13 protein-coding genes are annotated in these 18,854 nt (G+C 67.5%); 9 read left to right on the top strand and 4 right to left on the bottom strand.

The window, feature by feature from the left end; genetic code table 11:
- Window positions 1-364: 364 nt before the first annotated feature.
- From KF833_08585 to KF833_08570, 4 genes are all read right to left on the bottom strand, one after another.
- Entirely contained in the window at window positions 365-700 is a 336-nt protein-coding gene (locus KF833_08585; GenBank protein ID MBX3745355.1) for a hypothetical protein, read from the bottom strand.
- Window positions 701-956: 256 nt separating this feature from the next.
- Entirely contained in the window at window positions 957-2,219 is a 1,263-nt protein-coding gene (locus tag KF833_08580) for a response regulator (protein ID MBX3745354.1), read from the bottom strand.
- Between the two features lie 30 nt (window positions 2,220-2,249).
- The gene (locus KF833_08575) at window positions 2,250-5,150 is read right to left on the bottom strand and encodes a response regulator (protein MBX3745353.1); all 2,901 of its coding nucleotides are present in this window, start codon (window positions 5,148-5,150) and stop codon (window positions 2,250-2,252) included.
- Entirely contained in the window at window positions 5,143-6,567 is a 1,425-nt protein-coding gene (locus KF833_08570) for a class I SAM-dependent methyltransferase (protein MBX3745352.1), read from the bottom strand. The genes KF833_08575 and KF833_08570 overlap by 8 nt, the downstream gene beginning before the upstream one ends.
- A gap of 347 nt (window positions 6,568-6,914) precedes the next feature.
- Between KF833_08570 and KF833_08565 the strand changes: the two genes are divergently transcribed.
- The 9 genes from KF833_08565 to KF833_08525 all read left to right on the top strand — a co-directional run bounded on the left by KF833_08565 (window position 6,915) and on the right by KF833_08525 (window position 18,634).
- On the top strand, window positions 6,915-8,222 hold the full coding sequence (locus KF833_08565) for an outer membrane protein transport protein (protein MBX3745351.1): 1,308 nt from the start codon (window positions 6,915-6,917) through the stop codon (window positions 8,220-8,222).
- A gap of 72 nt (window positions 8,223-8,294) precedes the next feature.
- Window positions 8,295-9,839 carry a PAS domain-containing protein gene (locus KF833_08560; protein MBX3745350.1) on the top strand — a complete coding sequence of 515 codons (1,545 nt, stop codon included), beginning with the start codon at window positions 8,295-8,297 and terminating at the stop codon, window positions 9,837-9,839.
- Window positions 9,840-9,955: 116 nt separating this feature from the next.
- On the top strand, window positions 9,956-10,915 hold the full coding sequence (locus KF833_08555; GenBank protein ID MBX3745349.1) for a sugar phosphate isomerase/epimerase: 960 nt from the start codon (window positions 9,956-9,958) through the stop codon (window positions 10,913-10,915).
- A gap of 83 nt (window positions 10,916-10,998) precedes the next feature.
- Window positions 10,999-12,282 (top strand): DUF2088 domain-containing protein, encoded by a 1,284-nt coding sequence (locus tag KF833_08550; GenBank protein ID MBX3745348.1) that lies wholly within the window; start codon window positions 10,999-11,001, stop codon window positions 12,280-12,282.
- Window positions 12,283-12,372: 90 nt separating this feature from the next.
- Entirely contained in the window at window positions 12,373-12,762 is a 390-nt protein-coding gene (locus KF833_08545; GenBank protein ID MBX3745347.1) for a DUF4870 domain-containing protein, read from the top strand.
- Window positions 12,763-12,835: 73 nt separating this feature from the next.
- Window positions 12,836-13,453 carry an imidazole glycerol phosphate synthase subunit HisH gene (hisH, locus tag KF833_08540; protein ID MBX3745346.1) on the top strand — a complete coding sequence of 206 codons (618 nt, stop codon included), beginning with the start codon at window positions 12,836-12,838 and terminating at the stop codon, window positions 13,451-13,453.
- 85 nt (window positions 13,454-13,538) lie between these two features.
- Window positions 13,539-16,382 (top strand): hypothetical protein, encoded by a 2,844-nt coding sequence (locus KF833_08535; GenBank protein ID MBX3745345.1) that lies wholly within the window; start codon window positions 13,539-13,541, stop codon window positions 16,380-16,382.
- 96 nt (window positions 16,383-16,478) lie between these two features.
- Complete coding sequence (locus KF833_08530; protein MBX3745344.1) at window positions 16,479-17,639, top strand: glycosyltransferase family 4 protein; 1,161 nt, start codon at window positions 16,479-16,481, stop codon at window positions 17,637-17,639.
- Window positions 17,636-18,634, top strand: coding sequence for an undecaprenyl/decaprenyl-phosphate alpha-N-acetylglucosaminyl 1-phosphate transferase (locus KF833_08525; GenBank protein ID MBX3745343.1), 999 nt, complete (start codon window positions 17,636-17,638; stop codon window positions 18,632-18,634). The genes KF833_08530 and KF833_08525 overlap by 4 nt, the downstream gene beginning before the upstream one ends.
- The last annotated feature ends 220 nt before the right edge of the window (window positions 18,635-18,854 follow it).

Raw genomic sequence — 18,854 nt, 5'->3', positions numbered from 1 at the left:
CCCCCTGCGGCGCGGGTCCGTCCGCGAAGGGTCGGTGAGCCGGCAGCAATTCGGGGGGACGAACTCCGCGAGTCCTCAACCCAACGCGCCACACCGTTGCGGCCTCGTGGAACTCGACCCCCGACACGCTAAAGCGTGCACACCAAACCAGGTCCGACCGACCCCGTGCCCCCACGTCCCCGCCCTGCCGGAACCGTTCGGTGGACTCGCTCCAGCGTGAGCCTCCCAAATCCGCCCCCGAGGCGTCCCTTCGCGAAGTTCGCACCTCGCCCCACGACTCCGGGATGCGCCCGGTGCGCCCCGTTCGTGCCGGCGTTCCGGGGCCGAATTCCGGCGTCGCCCCGGTCCCCCCACCCCCAAGGGCTCAGCGCGATCGCATCCCCCCTCCCATTCCGCCGGAACGGCCGCTCCCGCCCGCCGAACCTCCGCCCGCACCTCCGCCCGCACCTCCACTCCCACCCTGCCCCGTCCCCTCCCGGTTCTGGGCGTATATCCAGGTGTGGGCGGCGTCAGCCACCTTCGCCACCAGCAGCAGATCTTCCCGGCCAAAATTGTCGGTGTTCTTCCATTGCTCCCCTTCCCGATAGATCTTGCTCAGCACCGTGTTGAAACGCACTCCAGATTCGTGCTCGTTCCGCCAGATGGTGGCCTTGACCGCCCCCAGGCGGACCTCATGCGCGGGCTTGTTCGATGACGACATGGCAGGTTAACGGTTGGTGAAGGTTTGCGGTGATGTCGAAACCCCGCTCCCCCGCCCCCCTCCGGAACACCGGACGGATGGCGGACGGATGGCGGACGGTCGGTCGGTCGGTAAAGACGGACCTTCCTTGCCCCACAGCGACCCTTGGCGACTCCTTGATTCGCCCGGCCCGCAGCGGGCTCCCCCGGTAAACGCACGAAGGGGGCGATTTCTTACAAAGAAAATCGCCCCCCGCCGGAAAACCCGCGAGACCGCCCTAGACCCCGGCCAGCAGCCGATCCCAAAGCCGCTCGTTGGTCATCGCCCGCACCAGGAAATCCCGCGTCTCGTCCCCAGGCTCGCTCGGCTTCGGCCGCAAGGGCAGCGTCAAGGTCAACGCCAAACCCCGCCCGGCCGGTTGCCCCACCTGGATCCGCCCGCCGTGGTGGTACACAATGAAGTACACCGCCATCAGGTACATCTCCGACTCCGACGTGGGCTGACCGTCCACCTGCAGCGGGTCGAACAAGGACAACACCGTCTGCGGCGGAATTCCCTTGCCGTTGTCCGTCACGAACACGTCGATCTCCTCCGCCCGGTCCCCTCCGGAAGGACGCAGGCTCGCCTCGATGCGGACCACGGAACCCTCGGGCAGCGTCGCCAGCTCATGGCGCAGCAGGAACGAGAAGAGCTTCCGGAACCGCCTCGGATCCACCAGCACGGCCGGCAGATCCGCGGGAACCAGATTGGCCACCTCGATCCGTCGCGTCGCCAGATCCCCGGCAATCGGCTGGATCCCCTCGTCCACCGCCTCGCGCAACCGCACCTCCTGGTCAAACCGGAAGCTGGCGCCGCGGTCCTCCGCCAGGTCGTCCAGCAACCCCAGGATGAACCGCAGCCGCCCGTGGGCATGGTTGTGCAGCGCCTCCCAGAAGTTCGGCTCCCGCAACCGGTCCAGGTCCACCACTTCCGATCCCGCCATGTTCGGCGCCAGCTCGAGGAACGTCCCCACCGCCTCCAACGCGTGCCGGACGTGCCGGCCGAGACCCGCCGCCAGCACCCCAAGGCTCAACACCCGGTCGGTGATCAACAGCCGGTGCAGCACGGAGAGCTTCTCCCGCAGCAACAGGTCCCGCTCGATCTGCACCGAGAAGAACTCGAGACTCCGCTTCAGCGTGGTCTCCAGCTCCGTCGGCTCCCACGGCTTGGTCACGTACTTGTAGATGGCGCCGCTGTTCACCGCCGAGATTGCCGCGTCCAGGTCGGCGAACGCCGTGGCCAGGATCCGGATGATCTGCGGCCGCAGCCTCCGGGCCCGTTCCAGGAACTGCACGCCCTGCTCCCCAGGCATGCGCTGATCCGTCATCACCACGCCGATCTCATCCTGGTGGTCCTCCAGAATTCGATACCCCTCCTGCGCGCTGTTCGCCGTGAAGATGCGAAACGTGTCCGTGAATGCGCGCGTGAAGTACTTCAGCGACTTCTCTTCGTCATCCACATAGAGAATGGCGAACCGCTTGTAATCGTAGATCGAGTTCATGCCGGCACCGTCGATGCTCCGTGGGTCCTCTTATCCTTCGGCTTCCTTATCGTCAAACCGATCGGGAAAGTCCAAGACGAATTCGCAGTATTGCCCCTCCTCCGTGTCCACCGTGATCCGCCCCCCAACCTCCTCCATGATCCGGTAGCAGATGCTCAACCCGAGCCCCATGCCCTTGCCAACGTCCTTCGTCGTGTAAAACGGTTCGAAAATGTGCGCCAGGTGGTTCGCCGGGATGCCCGGGCCGTTGTCCCGTACCCCCAGCCGCCGTCGCCCGTCCTCCTGCCACGCCCGCAATTGCAGCCGCGCCTTGCCCTCCGCCGGCGGATGGTCCCGCATCGCGTCGATCGCGTTCTGACACAGGTTCAGCAACACCTGCACCAGCTTGTTCCGGTTCGCGTACACCACGAATCCCTCCGGAATCTCGTTCGCCACGTCCACCCGCCCGTCCTTCCAGTCCGCCGACAGGAACCGCAATGCCGCCTCCACCGCCGTCCCCACATCCACCTCCGCCACGGCGTCGCCCTGGGGATGACTGAACTGCCGCAAATCCCCCACAATCGTCGAAACCCGCACGATGCCGTCCCCGATGTCCTGCAACACCTCGTCGTACTCCTCGCGCAGTTCCGCCGGAATATGCTGGCTGTGCCGCTTCAGGACGTGCAGCCCGGTCCGCGCAAAGTTCAGAGGATTGTTGATCTCGTGGATGATCCCCGCGCTGAGACGCCCGAGCGACGCCATCTTCTCCGCCTGCACAAGCTGCATCTCCGTCTCCCGCAGCTCCTCCAGAGTCGAAGCCAGCTTCCGGTTCTGCCGCGCCAGCTCCTCCTGCAGCCGGTGCGCATCCACCAGGTTCTTCAAACGCAGCTTCAATTCCGCCGTCGAAAACGGCTTCGGCAAGAAGTCGCTCGCCCCCGCCCCCAGCGCCGCCAGCTTCGTCTCGTCGTCCGCCCGCGCCGTCAGCATCAGGAACGGCAGCGATCGGGTGGTGTGATTGGCCCGCAACTCCCGGCAAACCTGCAGCCCGTCCTTCTCCGGTAGCATCATGTCGCACACCACCGCGTCCGGCAGATACTGCGAGGCCATCACCGTCGCCTGATCGCCGTCCACCGCCTCCCGCACCTGGTAATCGTCTTCCAACTGGCTCCGCAGAAACCGCAGCATGTCCGGCTCGTCGTCCACCACCAGGATCTCCGGGCGATTCCCACCCCGTCCCGGATCCCACGGCCGCAGACTCGCCCGTAACGGCGTGATGCTCGCATGCAGCTCCGCCCGCTTGTACAGCGCCGCCAGGTGCCGCCGCGTCTCAAACCCCGCCGGCGTCCCCGACCCCCCAGCCTCGACCCCGGCCTCCACCCCCTCCCCTTCCACCTCCTCCTCCCCGGCCCCGGACCCGTTCCTCCCTCCGTCGCCCTCCACCGGCCGGGACGCCGCACCCACCGCCACGCCCGCGGGCCCCGCGTCGCCGCCTGCCGTCCCGTGTCCTGTCGCCTCGTTCCCCTTCTCCCCGGCCGGCGCCGCGGCCCGCCCCGTCCCCTTGGCAGCCTCCCCTTCGCCCTCCAACGGCAGCCGCACGGTCATGGTGGTCCCCTTCCCCACCTCGCTCCGCGCCATCACCTCGCCGCCGTGCGCCTCCACCAGCTCCTTCACCAGGGCCAGGCCCAGTCCGGCTCCCTGGTACTTCCGGTGCGACGAGCTGTCGGCCTGCCAGAAGCGCTGGAAAAGCTGCGCCAGGTTCTCCGGCGAGATCCCCATGCCCGTGTCCCTCACCTCGAAGACCACCCAGGGCCCGTCCCGATACCCGTTCAATCGCACCTCGCCCCCCGCCGGGGTGAACTTGATGCTGTTGAACAACAGATTCAGCAGGACCTTCTCCAGCTTGTCCGGGTCCCCGCACATCTCTGACAACTCCGGCGCGTTGTTGCAGCTCACCCGCAATCCCCGGTCCTCCGCAAACCGTCGCACCGCGTTCAGCAATCCCGCCGTGAAGGTCGCCACCTCGAACCGCACCTTGTGCAGACGGAACTGCCCCGCATCCAGCCGCACCAGGTCCAGCAGATCGTTGATCAGCTTCAACAATCGCAGCGCGTTGTCCTGCATCGTCCCCACATACTCCCGCAGACGCTCGTCCCGGACGATCGCCGGGTGCTGCGAAAGATGCTCGATCGGCCCCAGCAGCAGGGTCAGCGGCGTACGCAGCTCATGACTGATATTCGCGAAGAACCGGCCCTTCAGCTCGTCCAGCTCCCGCATGCGCTGGTTCGTCTCCGCCAGACGCTGGTTCGTCTCCCCAAGACGCTCGTTGGTCGCCTCCAAATCGTGCCGGCTCCGGTCCAGATTGTGCCGTGACACGAAGTCGCTGAACCGAAGCTTGCTGCTCACCTGGCTCCCAATCACCACGATGATCGAGGTCAGCAGCATGAACCAGATGTTGTTCAGGAAGATCCCCGCCTGGAACGACGACGGCGACAGAATCACCGCCCCCAGATACATGACGATGACCATCACCGCCGCCGACAGACTCTGTACCAGGGTCCACTGCATCACCATCCCCACCCCGAGCAGCACCAGATTCAGCCCGGCGTAATACGGCGACGCCGTCCCGTCGGTGACCCCGATGATCAACGCCATGCACAATGCCGGCGCCGCCGCCAGCAGCACCCCCAGCAGCCGGTAATGCCGGATTCCGAAACGCTGCCACGACAGGTACAGGATCGGCAGGATCGCCGCCGTGCAGATCAGCCGGATGAACAGCAGCACGATGATGTCCACCGACACATCCTGCTTCGGCTTGTAATACAGCACGTCGATCACCAGGCCCGGCGGCGTCAGCGCCATCGCAATCCAGCACCCGAGCCGGAGCCGCTGCAGCCCGATCGACCGCTCGTGCCGGCGAAATGCCGACAACACCTCCTTGCCAAGCTCAGCCATGCGCGGGCGCCGCCTCCGGGGGTTTGCGGGCCTCGAGATACAGGTTCACCTCGATCGGGTCCGCCAGCACGTTCCGCTCCACCGCCGACACGCTCTCCGGCAGCAGCGTCCGCATCTGGTTCCGGTCCCGGAAGATCAGGTGCCACTCCAACAGATAGTCCATCGAGTGCCGGAACGGCTTCGAAGCATCCACATTGGTCACCAGCATCAGCCCGCCCGGAGCCAGCATCGAGTAAAACAACTCCGTCAGCCGCCGGCACACCCGGTCGGAAACATAGTCGAACAACCCCGCGCAATACACGAAGTCAAACCCCCCGGCCATCGGCCCGTCCCCGCCCCGCATCGCCTCCTTCAAGAGCTGGTGCACCGACTTCTCCACATACTCCAGCCCGGTCCGCCGACGGTGCCGCCCCTTCAACTCCTCCAGCAATCCCCGCGCAAACCCCAGCGTCTCGGTGTTGAAGTCCGCCAGCACAAAGTCCGCCTCGTCCGATTCCCCGTTCTCCCCCAGGAACAACTGCACCTCCCGGGCCGGCCCGCACCCGAGATTGAAAATCCGCGCCCTCCGTCCCCGCGCCGCCACCCGCGCCGTCTCCTCCACCAGCCGCGCCCGCAAATGATGAATCCGGTTCCGGTGCGCCTGCGCCGGCGGATTCTGCAGAAACAACGCGTTCACCAGCTTGGCAAACAGCGTCGCCCCCTCGTGGGGCTCCCGCAGAATCATGTTCACCATCTCGTAGTCCCCGGCGTATCCCAGCGGCTTGTGGAACGTCCGGTACACAAACGGGGAACACATCACCAGCGGATGAATCTGCCGCCGCGCATACGCCCGGTGCGCCGGTCGCGTCTCCTCATCCACCTGGCTCGCCACCGCGTCGAACTTCCCGAACCATTCGTTCGCCTCCTCCACAATCCGCAACTCCAGCGACGTCAAAACCCGCTTCTCCATCTCCGATCGCATCCCCACCGGCTCGGATCGCACCCCCAGTTCCACCTGGTCCAGCCACCGCCGCAGCTCCGTCAGCAACATCTGGAAATCCGCCACCGCCACCTTGAAGTCCGGACTGATCGCCTGCAGCCGCCGCCAGTTGGCGATGAATCCCTGGAACTCCTCCCGCAACCGCTCCGGCTGCGCGATCGGCGAGAACAAATCAACGTCCAGCCACCCGTCGTCCAGCGTCACCTCGCACATCACCATGATGCCGGTGTTGACGATGCTGCTCACCACCCCCCGCCCCGCGTACACACACCGCTCCCCGATGTTGATCCGAAACTCCGCCAGCACCTCCGACAACTGAAGAATGCTGTGCGGATTGTAGATCTCCAGGAGCGCCGTGTACCGCGACAGTCGTACCGGCGTCGCTCGCACCGGCGCCCCAAGACTGTTCCGACACGTGACCAGTAAGTCGCGACTCACTAGCAGCGGATTGTCGCTGTTGCTCAGTCCCATGTAATGGAATCACTTAAGCGGGCGTGACTAAGGCGCACCCCCGGTTGCCCGCGCCGCTTCTTCGCCCCGGAACAACTCGCTTCGGCGCATGCGGCGTTCCTACACCATCCCTTCGTAGGAAAGCAAAACTCCGGTGAGAGTATTTTTGAAGAACCCTCATCATAGACGCCGCTTGCTTCCTCCATCCCCCCGCGGGCATAAGAATTCAGAAAGTCATGCACTCCCATCCCCTCCCGTCCCCTGTCTCGTCCCCCGCACCTCTCCCAGACCCCAGGCTCCCATCCCCTTGCGCCGCCGCCCACGGAAGCCTCGGGGTGTCGAGTTGCATCGTCTCCGCGAAATACCCTCGCGCCGCCGCCCGCGGGAGCCTCTCCGTCCTGACCGCCACCCTCGCCGCCACCGTCGGCACCGTCGGCACCGTCGGCACTCACGCCGAAGGCTTCCGCAGCCCCACCACCGGCACCGCCGGTCTCGCCGCCACCGGCGGCCGCATCGCCTTCATCGACGACGCCTCCGCAGTCTTTCACAACCCGGCCAATCTCCTCGAACTGCAGCGCTGGGAAGCCTCCGCCGAACCCACCTTCGTCCACCATTCCGTTCGCTACACCTCCCCCGCCGGCGCCTCCGCCCGTACCGAGGACCCATGGAAACTCCTCCCCCATTTCTTCGCCGGCGGACCCCTCGTCGATGACCGCGTCGCCCTTGGCTTCGGCGTCAGCGTCCCCTACGGCCTCTCCATCGACTGGGGCGAAGGCGACGCCCTGCGCTACACCGCCGCCCGCTACGTCGAGTTGAGCAGCTTCAATTTCAATCCCTCCCTCGCCGTCCGCGCCGCCGACGGCCTCCATCTCGGCTTCGGCCTCGATGTGATGTACTCCGAACTGTCCCTCCGCCGCTTCATGCCGCTCGGGCTCCTCACCGGCATCCCCGGACTCCCCGATGGCGACCTGCGCCTCGACGGCTCCGGCACGGGCATCGGCGCCAACTTTGGCGTCACCTGGGAGTTCGTCCCCAACCACCGCCTCGCCGCCACCCTGCGCACCCCCCTCAACGTCAACTACGACGGCAACCTCCTGGCCACCGGCGTGCCCGGCGTGCCCGGCGGCGCCCTCGGTGCCCCCTTCGCCAGCCGCATCCGTTTCCCCACCATCCTCGCCGTCGGCTACGGATGGCAGATCACCGACGCCTTCCGCGTCGAAGCCAACCTCGAATGGCTCGAATTCTCCCGCTTCGACACCCTGCCCATCGGCGTTCCCGCCGCCGCCCTCGGCCCCTTCGCCGGACTCCTCGCGCCCGAAATCCGTCAGGACTGGCGCGATACCCTCACCGTCGGCGTCGCCGGCACCTGGGACCTCGGCTCCGGCTGGCGCCTCCAGGCCAGCTACCAGTTCTTCGAAAGCCCCGTACCCGATCACACCTTCTCCCCCGAAATCCCCGACGCCAACCAGCACGCCATCGCCGCCGGAGTGGGATATCGGCATGGACGCCACCGCCTCGGGCTGGCCTACTCCCGGGTGTTCTATGCGGATCGCCGCATCGCCAGCAACCAGAACCCCGGCTTCCTCGGCCGCTACGAGGTGGATGTCCACCTCCTCTCCGGTGCCTACGGCTTCTCGTTCTGAGCCCCGGCTTTCCGCCTCGCGCCGCGTTGACCCAACCGCCTGGCGTCCCACGCCTTGAGCCAACACCACCCCTTGACGTCGCCCCAAGCCCCGCCCCCCGCCACGGCACCGCCCACCTCCGGTGCCGAGGCCTTCCTCGACCTCTACGAAACCGCGCCCGACCGCGTCGCCATCCTCGATTCCAAGGGCCGGGTCGTGTTCGCCAATCGCGCCCTCCGCACCCTGATCGCACCCGCGGACGCCCCGCTCCAGGGCGTCAGCCTCTTCGATATCGTCCATCCCCACGACCACGCGGCCTGCCAGGCCTGGATGCAGTCCGCCTGCCGCCAGGTCGCCGGAGGCCGAACCCGCTTGTTCCTCCTCGCCTCGGATGGCCGCCAGATCCCCGTCGAAACCGCCGGCACCCCCATCCTCGAAGGCGATCACCGTGGCGGAGTCCATGCCGTCTTCACCGACCTGACCGAACGCCACAAAGAGGCCGAGAGCCTCCGCGAAAGCGATGCTCTCCTCCACCTCCTCAGCCAGCACGCCCCCTGCGGCGTCTTCATCACCGACGCCGCCGGCCGCCTCCGCTATGCCAACCGCCGCTGGCGCACCCTCGCCGACCTCCTCCACGTGCCCCAACCCCAGGGCGTCTGGTGGCAGATGGTCCACCCTGAAGACCGCGACCGCGTTCTCACCCAGTGGCAGAGCGCCCAGCACGGCACCCGCGAGTTCACCTCCGAGTTCCGCGTCAATTCCCCCGGAACCGATGTCCGCTGGGTCCGAACCCGCATCGCCCACTCCTGGACCCCCGAAGGCCGCATCGCCACCAGCGTCGGCGTCACCGAGGACATCACCCTCCAACGCCAGGCCGACGAAGTCCTCCGCCAGGCCCAGGAACAACTCGAGGAGTTGGTCCATGGCCGCACCGAAGCCCTCCAACAGGCCAACCGCGAGCTCACTGACCTCGTGTACGCCGTCACCCACGACCTGAAAGCCCCCCTCCGCGGCGTGGCCCGCCTCGCCGAACTCCTCAGCGAAGACCACGCGGAACGCCTCGGCGACGATGGCCGCCTCCTCATCGGCAAACTCCAGGGCCGCGTCCGCAAACTCCACGCCCTGATCGACGGCATCCTTGCCTACAGCCGCGTCGGACGCGGCCTCGGCCCGGAGTCGCTCGTCGATCTTAACCGCCTCGTCGCGGAACTCTCCAAGCTCCTCGATCCACCCCCCAACTTCACCATCCGCACCCCCGAACCCCTCCCCACCGTCTCCGGTGTCCCCCACCAGCTCCATCAGATCTTCCTCAACCTCTTCGACAACGCCATCAAGTTCCTCGACAAACCCGAAGGCCGCATCCAGGTCACCTCCCGCCGCGTCGGCCCCGCCTGGGAGTTCAGCGTTTCCGACAACGGCCCCGGGATCCCCGCCCGCTTTCATGAGAAGATCTTCGGCCTCTTCCAGCGCCTCGAACTCCTCCCCGACCGCCCCGGAACCGGCGTCGGCCTCGCCCTCGTCAAACGCATCGTCGAGCGCCGCGGCGGCCAGATCCATGTGGCCTCCGAAGAGGGCGTCGGCACCACCTTCCGCTTCACCTGGCCCGATGCCCCACCCAGGACTGTTCAGCCACTTTGAAACCTGAGACCTGAAACCTGAAACCTGAAACCTGAAACCTGAAACCTGAGACCTGAAACCTGAGACCTGAACCTGAAGCCTGAGGCCGCCTCTCGGCCCCGCACCCTCCCGCCGCCATGAATGCGCTCCCCCGACGCCGGTTCCTCACCCAACTCTCACTCGCCACCGCGTCCCTGGCCACCCTCCACCGCCTCTCCCTCGCCGCCACCCTGCCCCGCCGACGCTTCACCCTCGATCTCACCCCCGGCGCCATCGGCGTTTCCGCCGAACCCCTCGCCCTCCTTCGCCTCGCCCATGCCCACGGCTTCGAATCCGTTCAGCCCGACGGCGCCTTCCTCGCCCGCCAGGACCAGGACGGTCTCGCCCGGGCGATCGAAACCCTCCAGGCACTCGGCCTCCGCTGGGGCTCCGCCGGCCTTCCCGTCGAATACCGGCGCGACGAGGAAACCTTCCGGCGTGATCTCGACCGCCTGCCCCCCGTCGCCGCCGCCCTTCAACGCGCCGGGGCCACCCGTATCGGCACCTGGATCTCGCCGGGCAGCAACGACCGTCCCTACGCCGAAAACCTCCATCTCCATGCCTCCCGGCTCCGGGCCGTCTCCCGGATCCTCGCCGACCACGGTCTCCGCTTCGGCCTCGAATACGTCGGCACCCCAAGCCTTCGCGCCCGCTTCCAGTTCCCGTTCGTCCACAACCTCTCCCAAACCCGCGAACTCCTCGCCGCCATCGATGTTCCCGGGACCGGCCTCATCCTCGACTCCTGGCACTGGTGGACCGCCGGCGAATCCCCCGAAGACCTCGCCGCCGTCCGCAATGCCGATGTCGTCGCCGTCGATCTCAACGATGCCCCCGCCGGCATCCCCCTCGCCGAACAACAGGACAACCGCCGCGAACTCCCCGCCGCCACCGGCGTCATCCCCGTCCGCGGCTTCCTCCGCGCCCTCCTCACCATGGGCTACGACGGACCCGTCCGCGCCGAGCCCTTCAATGCTCCCCTGAACCAGCTCGATAACGACCCCGCCTGCGCCCAAACCATCGCCGCCCTCCGATCCGCCGTCGCCTCGGTCCTGGATTAACCCCCCCCTCAGTCCCTTCCGTCCCTTCCGTCCCTTCCGTCCATCGGCTCGCCCCGCCAGCCGTGGCCCGCTACGCTCCCCCCATGTCCGCACCCCACGGCATCGCCCACCCCGATCGCCCGGTCTCTCCCGCCGAGGTCGCCGCCTGCGTCGCCCGCGCCTGTCCCCTCGACACCTTCCGCGGACGGCGCCTGCTGCTGATCGTCCCGGACCTCACCCGGACCGCCCCGATTGGTCTCCTTTTTCGGGCCCTTCACGACCACCTCGGGGACGCCTGCGCCGCCCTGGATGTCATGATCGCACTCGGCACCCATCAACCCCTGTCCGAACCCGCCATCTGCCAGCGCCTCGATCTCTCCGAAGCCGAACGCCAATCCCGGTACCGCAACGTCCGTTTCTTCAACCACGAATGGGACAACGACGCCGCCCTCCAGACCCTCGGGACCATTCCCGCGGCTGAAATCGAGCACCTGACCGGTGGCCGGTTCGCCATGGATGTCCCGGTCCGGGTCAACCGGCGGCTCTTCGACTACGACCACATCCTCATCGTCGGCCCGGTGTTCCCCCACGAAGTCGTCGGCTTCTCCGGCGGCAACAAGTACCTCTTCCCTGGCGTCGCCGGCCCCGAAATCCTCAATTTCTTCCATTGGCTCGGCGCCGTGGTGACCAACCCGATGATCATCGGCCAGGCCCGCACCCCGGTCCGGCAGGTGGTCGATCGCGCCGGGGCCATGGTTCCCCTCCCCAAAACCTGCTTCTGCCTCGTGGTCCGCCCCGACCGCTCCCTCGCCGGCCTCTTCGCCGGAACCCCGGAGGAGGCCTGGGCCGCCGCCAGCGACCTCTCCCGCGACGTTCACATCACCTACCGGGACCGCCCCTTCCACACCATCCTCTCCTGCGCCCCGACCATGTACGACGAGCTGTGGACCGGAGGGAAATGCATGTACAAGCTCGAACCGGTCCTCGCCGATGGCGGCGAATTGATCATCTACGCCCCCCACATCCGCGAAATCTCCGCCACCCACGGCCGGCTCCTCCTCGAAATCGGCTACCACTGTCGCGATTATTTTCTCCAGCAATGGAACCGCTTCCGCGACTACCCCTGGGGCGTCCTCGCCCATAGCTGCCATGTCCACGGCCTCGGCACCTACCACGAGGGCATCGAAACCCCTCGCGCCCGCGTCACCCTCGCCACCGCCATCCCCCCCGAAACCTGCCGCCGCATCAACCTCGGCTATCGCGACCCCGCCTCCCTCCAGCCCGAGGACTTCCGCAATCGCGAAGAAGAAGGCGTGCTCCTCGTCCCCCGCGCCGGAGAAATGCTCTTCCACCTGAAACAAAAACCGGCCTGGGCGGGTGGTGCCTGACAGATCAATTCCCCCGCCATGAACCCCACCTCACCCCCCCCGCCGCCCGATCCGCCCGATCCGCCCCATCCGTCCGCCCCCTCGCCCCCCATGACCCCCATCACCACGCCAGCCCTGCCCGAAAAGGAGGTGCGACTCTGGAGCATGCTCTGTCACCTCGCCGCACTCACCGGACTCCTCATCCCGTCCTTCGGCGCCGTCGTCGGCCCGCTGGTGTTCTGGCTCGTCAAACGCAACGACCACCCGACCATCGACGCCAACGGCAAGGAAGCCCTCAACTTCCAACTCTCCGCCCTCATCTATTCCTGGGGACTCGGCCTCCTCGGCGCCGCCACCCTGTTCATCCTCGTCGGCTTCCTCTTCCTGTTCTGCGCCTTCGTCGTCAGCCTGGCCGCCCTCATCCTCGCCATCGTCGCCTCCATCAAGGTCAGCAACGGCGAGACCTTCCAATACCCCTTCACCATCCGCTTCTTTACCTGACCGTCACCCTCCCAGCACGCCCGCGAGGCGCTCCCGGATTGCTCAGGCGCCCGGCACGCCCCACTCTCGCGCCGTGCTTGCGTTGATCGACTACGGCTCGGGCAATCTCCGCAGTGTCCATAAGGCCCTCCTTCAGGTCGGCGCCGAGGTCCGCATCGTCCGGCACGGCGACGAACTGGCCGACGCCCGCGCCGCCGTCCTCCCCGGCGTGGGCGCCTTCGACGACTGTCTCCGCGCCCTCCAGGCCCAGGGTTTCCTCACCGTCCTGAAGGACTTCATCGCCGCCGACCGGCCCTTCCTCGGCATCTGCGTGGGATACCAGGCCCTCTTCAATCGCAGCGAGGAGTTCGCCTCCACTGAACCCGGCCTCGGCATCCTACCCGGTCCCGTCGTCCGCTTCACCCCCACCCCCGACCTCAAAATCCCCCAGATCGGCTGGAACCGGCTCCACTTCGCCCGCGCCGACTGCCCCCTGTTCCGCGGCATCCCCGACGGCAGCCACGCCTATTTCGTCCATGGCTACTTCCCCCGCCCAGCCGATCCGTCCGTGGTGGCCTGCTGGACCGATTACGGCGAACGCTTCGCTTCGGCCATCTGGCGCGGACGCCTGTTCGCCACCCAGTTTCACCCGGAGAAAAGCCAGGAGATCGGTCTCACTCTCCTCCGAAACTTCCTCGATCTGAGCCGTTAGGCCTTTCACGATTTCCCCCGTCCCCGGCCGAACGCCTTCTTGCCAACGCGCGAAGGCCCTCCCCAAACTCCCCCCTCCGTCGCCTATGCCCGCCCGGCAACATTCCCGATTCATTCATTTCGCCCTTCCCTGGCTCATCGCCGCAGCAGGACTGGCCGTCTTCTGGATCACCCTCCACCCCTGGGTCAGCCTCGAAAGCGTGCCCATCGTCGGCAAAATCGCCGGCTGGGACTGGAGTACCTACCGCCTGCCTCCCGTCACTCTCCTGCTGACCTTGCCCCTGCGCGGACTGCCGGACGCCTGGCTGCCCACCGCCCTCAACCTCCTCGCCGCCCTCCTCGCCGCCGGCACCCTCGGGCTCTTCGCCAAATGCGTCGCCCTCCTCCCCCACGACCGCACCCGCGACCAGCGCCAGCGCGAACGAAGCGACTTCAGCTTCCTCTCGGTCCCCATTGCCTGGGTCCCTCCGGTCGCCGCCGCCATCCTCCTCGGCGCCCAATTGACCTTCTGGGAACATGCCACCGCGTTTACCGGCGAAATGGTCAACCTCTTCCTCTTCGCCTTCTGCATCTACTGCTTCCTCCGCTTCCGCGTCCTCCAGGAGGACCGCTACCTCGCCTGGCTCTCCTTCGCCTTCGGCGCCGGCGTCGCCAACGACTGGGGCCTGATCGCCTTCTGCCCGCTCTTCGTCGCCGCCATCGTCTGGGCCAAGGGCATCGCCTTCTTCGACGGCCGGTTCCTCACCCGTACCACCGCCGCCGGCCTCGCCGGCCTCCTCCTCTACCTCGTCGAACCCATCGCCCTGAAAGTCTCCGGCCAGGCCGACGCCTCCCTGTTCGAAATCCTCCGCACCTCCCTCAGCATCCAGCGCAATCTCATCCTCGCCTTCCCCCGCTGGATTCTCCTGTTCTGCTGTGTCACCTCCATCGTCCCCATCGTCTTCATCGGCATCCGCTGGCCCTCCACCTTCGGCGATCTCAGCGCCGCCGGAACAGCCCTGACCAATTTCTTCTTCCGCCTCATCCACGCAACGTTCCTCGTCTTCTGTGCCTGGGTCATGTTCGACCCGCCCTTCAGCCCCCGCGCCCTCGGCACCGGCCTGCCCGTCGCCTTCCTCCGCTTCTATCTCCTCACCGCCCTCGCCATCGGTTACCTCGTCGGCTACGTCATCCTCATCTTCGCCCAGGAGCCCGACCGCAAACTCAAACGCGCCTCCGATGGTATGCAGGCCCTCAACCAGATGGTCGGCGGCTTCGCCGCCCTCGCCGCCCTCGCCGCCGCCGCCGGCCTCGTCTTCCACAACCTCCCCGCCATCCGCGGCCAGAATGGGCCCTTGACCCGCGAACTCGCCGAATCCCTCCTCCCCCCCGCGGAACCCGACGGCCGATCCCAGGCCATCCTCAGCGACGATCCCACCCTCCTCCTCCTTGCCACCGGCCTGTCCCGTCAGTCCCCACGCCCAACCCCGCCCATCTTCCTCAGTACCGACGCCTCGCGCTGGCAGGTTTACCACCGCCGCCTCGAACAAACCCTCGGAGACCGCTGGCCCGCCCTCGTCCTCGAGGAACTCTCCGATCCCCTCCCCGACATCGCCCTCCTCCGCCAGCTCGTCGTCCTCTCCCAAGTCCACCGAATCTACTACCTGCACCCAAGCTTCGGGTACTACTTCGAGCCCTTCCACCAGGTCCCCGCCGGCACCGTCTTCGTCCTCGATCCCCAGCCCACCAATACCTACGTCCTCCCCCGCCTCCCCGACGACTCCTTCGAGGCCACCCACGCCGCCTGGACCCGCATCCGTGAACGCCTCGTGGACGAACCCCTCATCGCCCGCCTGAAACGGCACCGCGTCACCGACGCCGCCCGCGTCGCCTCCCACTGGTCCCGCGCCTTCAACACCTGGGGCGTCACCCTCCAGGAAACCGGACAGCTCCAGGAAGCCGCCCGCTTCTTCGCCGCTGCCATCGAACTCAGCGAGGACAACACCGCCGCCCTCATCAATGCCGCCTACAACGAGCAGCTTCGCGAAGGCAAACGGGATGCCCTGATCCTCGACAAGGATGTCTCCGCCCAGCTCGACCGGTTCCGCGGCGACATCGGCCTCTTCCTGCGGGTCTGCGGTCCGGTGGACGAACCGTCCTTCCGCTTCCGCCAGGGCCGCACCTTCTCGGATGGCAATCTCCACCGCCAGGCCGCCCGCCAGTTCGCCCGCGCCGCCACCCTCCAACCCGGCAACATCGAAACCCGCCTCTGGCTCGCCAGCGCCACCCTCCAGTGCGGCCTCTACGATGAGGTCCTGCGCATCGTCGCCGGCATCCGTACCCAGTTCTCCGACATCCATTCCGCCCATGCCACCGACCTCGCCAGCCTCGAAGCCTGGGCCCGCTTCCATCAGGGCGACCTCCCCGAGGCCGAACGCATCCTCCTCGAAGCCCAAAGCCGGTTCCCCGAACGCCTCGACGCCCTCCGCACCCTCAACGATATCTATATCTCGGCCAATATGACCAACGCCGCCCTCGCGGCCGCCGAACGCCTCGTCGCCGCCACCCCCGGCGATCCCCGCCCTCTCATCACCAAGAGCGCCATCCAGATGCACATCGGCGCCCTCCCCGAAGCCATCCAAACCCTCGACCGCGCCCTCGAAATCCAACCCGGCTTCTTCCCCGCCCTCGTCAATCGTGCCCTCGCCAATTCCCGGCTCCAACGCCTCGACGACGCCGAAGCCGATTACCGCCGCCTCCTCGAACTCGCCCCGCGCATGAATGCCATCTTCTATCACCTCGGCGAAATCGACTTCCAACGCGGCAATGCCACCAGCGCCCGCCGCCATTACCGGCAGTTCCTCGAAAACGCCATCCCCGGTTCCCCTGAGGCCCGTACCGCCCAGGACCGCCTCAACGACATCGCCGCCGGTCGCCTCCCCAACGGCTGATCCCCCTCCCTCCCTCCCTCCTCCCCCACACCCCCCCCCAACACCCGGTCCCAATTCCCGGACCCCACGCCCGGACGTCGCCAGGTCCCCGTACCCATGCGCGTCCTCCACCTCATCACCCGCCTGATCATCGGAGGCGCCCAGGAAAACACCCTCGCTTCCGTCCTCGGCCTCCGCACCCGCCACGGCCTGGACGCCCGCCTCCTCTCCGGACCCACCTCCGGCCCCGAAGGTTCCCTCGAACCCGCCGCCCAAGCCGTCCCCAATCTCCTCACCGTCCTTCCCTCCCTCGTCCGCCCCATCCATCCCGTCCTCGATCCCATCGCCCTCCTCGCCCTCGCCCGCCACTTCCGTTCCACCCAGCCCCACATCGTCCATACCCACAGCGGCAAGGCCGGCTTCCTCGGCCGGCTCGCCTCCCGCCTCGCCCGCGTCCCCGTCGTCGTCCACACCCTCCACGGCCCCTCCTTCGGACCCTTCCAGGGCCGCATCCCCAACCTCCTCCTCCGCGCCGCCGAACGCCTCGCCGGCCGCCTTACCACCCACTTCGTCACCGTCGCCGACGCCATGACGCGCCAGTACCTCGCCGCCGGTATCGGCATCCCCTCCCAATACACCCGCATCGTCAGCGGCTTCGATCTCCAACCCTTCCTCTCCGCCCAACCCGACCCCGCTCTCCGCGCCCGCCTCGGCCTTGACCCCGATCACTTCGTCGTCGGAAAAATCGCCCGCCTCTTCGCCCTCAAGGGCCACGACGACCTCATCGCCGCCGCCCCGGATCTGATCCGCGAAATCCCGCGCCTCCGCTTCCTGCTCGTCGGCGACGGTTCCCACCGCGCCCGTCTCCAAACCGCCATCGACCGCCTCGGTCTTGCCCCCTACTTCATCTTCACCGGCCTCGTTCCCCCCTCCCAGATCCCCGCTCTCCTCGGCGTCATGGACATTCTCGTCCACCTGTCCCTCCGCGAGGGCCTCGCCCGCGCCCTCCCCCAGGCCCTCGCCGCCGGCCGCCCCGTGGTCGCCTACGACTGCGACGGCGCCCCCGAAGTCTGTCTCCCCAACCAGACCGGCCACCTTGTTCCCCCCGGACGCCTCGACCTCCTCCGCGCCGCCATCCGCCGGCTCGCCAGCGACCCCGATCACCGTGCCACCCTCGGACGCCAGGGACGCGACCTGGTCCGCGACGTATTCCCCGTCGAGCGGATGATCGACGATCTCCACGCCCTCTACCTCCGTCTCCTCCCCGGCCAGCCGTGACCTTCCCCTTCTCCCTCTACCTGGCCTCCCTCCTCGGCGCCTTCCTCGCCTCCTGCCTCACCCTCCCCGCCTGGCGACGCTGGTGCCTCCGCGCCGGACACGTGGACGATCCCGGCGCCCGCAAGATCCACGGCGAACCCATCCCCCTCGCCGGGGGACTCGCCGTCATGACCGGCATCCTCCTGCCCCTCCTCCTGGCCGCTGCCCTCCTCCTCCTCGCCGCCGCCGGCACCCCCCTCCCCGGACTCGGTCCCGACGACATCGAACGTCTCAACTACGGGTTCGGCGCCCGTCGCTGGCAGCTCGGGGCCATCCTCCTCGGTCTCCTCGCCATGACCCTCCTCGGCTGGCTCGATGACCGCCATGAACTCGGCCCCCTCCCCAAGTTCTCCGCCCAGATCCTCATCGCCCTCCTCGTCGCCGCCGCCGGCATCCGCGTCACCCTCTTCGTCCCCAGCGTCGCCTTCAGCTACCTCGTCACCGTCCTCTGGATCGTCGGCATCACCAATGCCCTCAACTTCCTCGACAACATGAACGGCCTCTGCGCCGGCATCGGGGCCATCGCCGCCGCCTTCTTCGCCCTCGCCGCCGTTCGCCAGGGACAATACCTCGTCGCCGCCATCGCCCTCCTCGTCGCCGGCGCCCTGCTCGGTTTCCTCCCCTGGAACTTTCCCCGTGCCTCCGCCTTCCTTGGCGATGCCGGCAGCCACGTCACCGGCTTCCTCCTCGCCGTCCTTGCCATCCTCCCCACCTTCCATTCGCCCGAACGTCCCAACCCCTGGGCCGTCCTCAGCCCGCTCCTCGTCCTCATCGTCCCCCTCGTGGATCTCGCCAGCGTCGTCTGGATCCGGCTCCGCGCCGGACGCCCTCCCTGGATCGGGGACACCAACCACCTCTCCCACCGCCTCGTCCGCGCCGGACTCTCCCGCCCCCGGGCCGTCGCCCTCCTCTGGCTCACCGCCCTCCTCGGCGGCCTCACCGCCCTGCTCCTGTAGCCTCCTCTCCGCCCTCCTCCACGGCCTCAACCTCACCAACGCAAACTTCGTGCATATGCACGATAATTCCGTCCATTTTCACCCACCCCCTCCCCACACCGCGCCCCTGCCTCTCATCAACCCCAACTCCAACTCCCACACGTCCCCTCCTCTCCACCAACTCAAACTTCGTGCATATGCACGATCATTCCGTCCATTTTCACCCGCCCCTCCCCAACAC

Source organism: Verrucomicrobiia bacterium (genome assembly GCA_019634625.1).
Classification (GTDB): Bacteria; Verrucomicrobiota; Verrucomicrobiia; order Limisphaerales; family CAIMTB01; genus CAIMTB01.
Note: the sequence above shows the minus strand (reverse complement) of the source record. Positions and strands in the feature narration are given on the sequence as shown.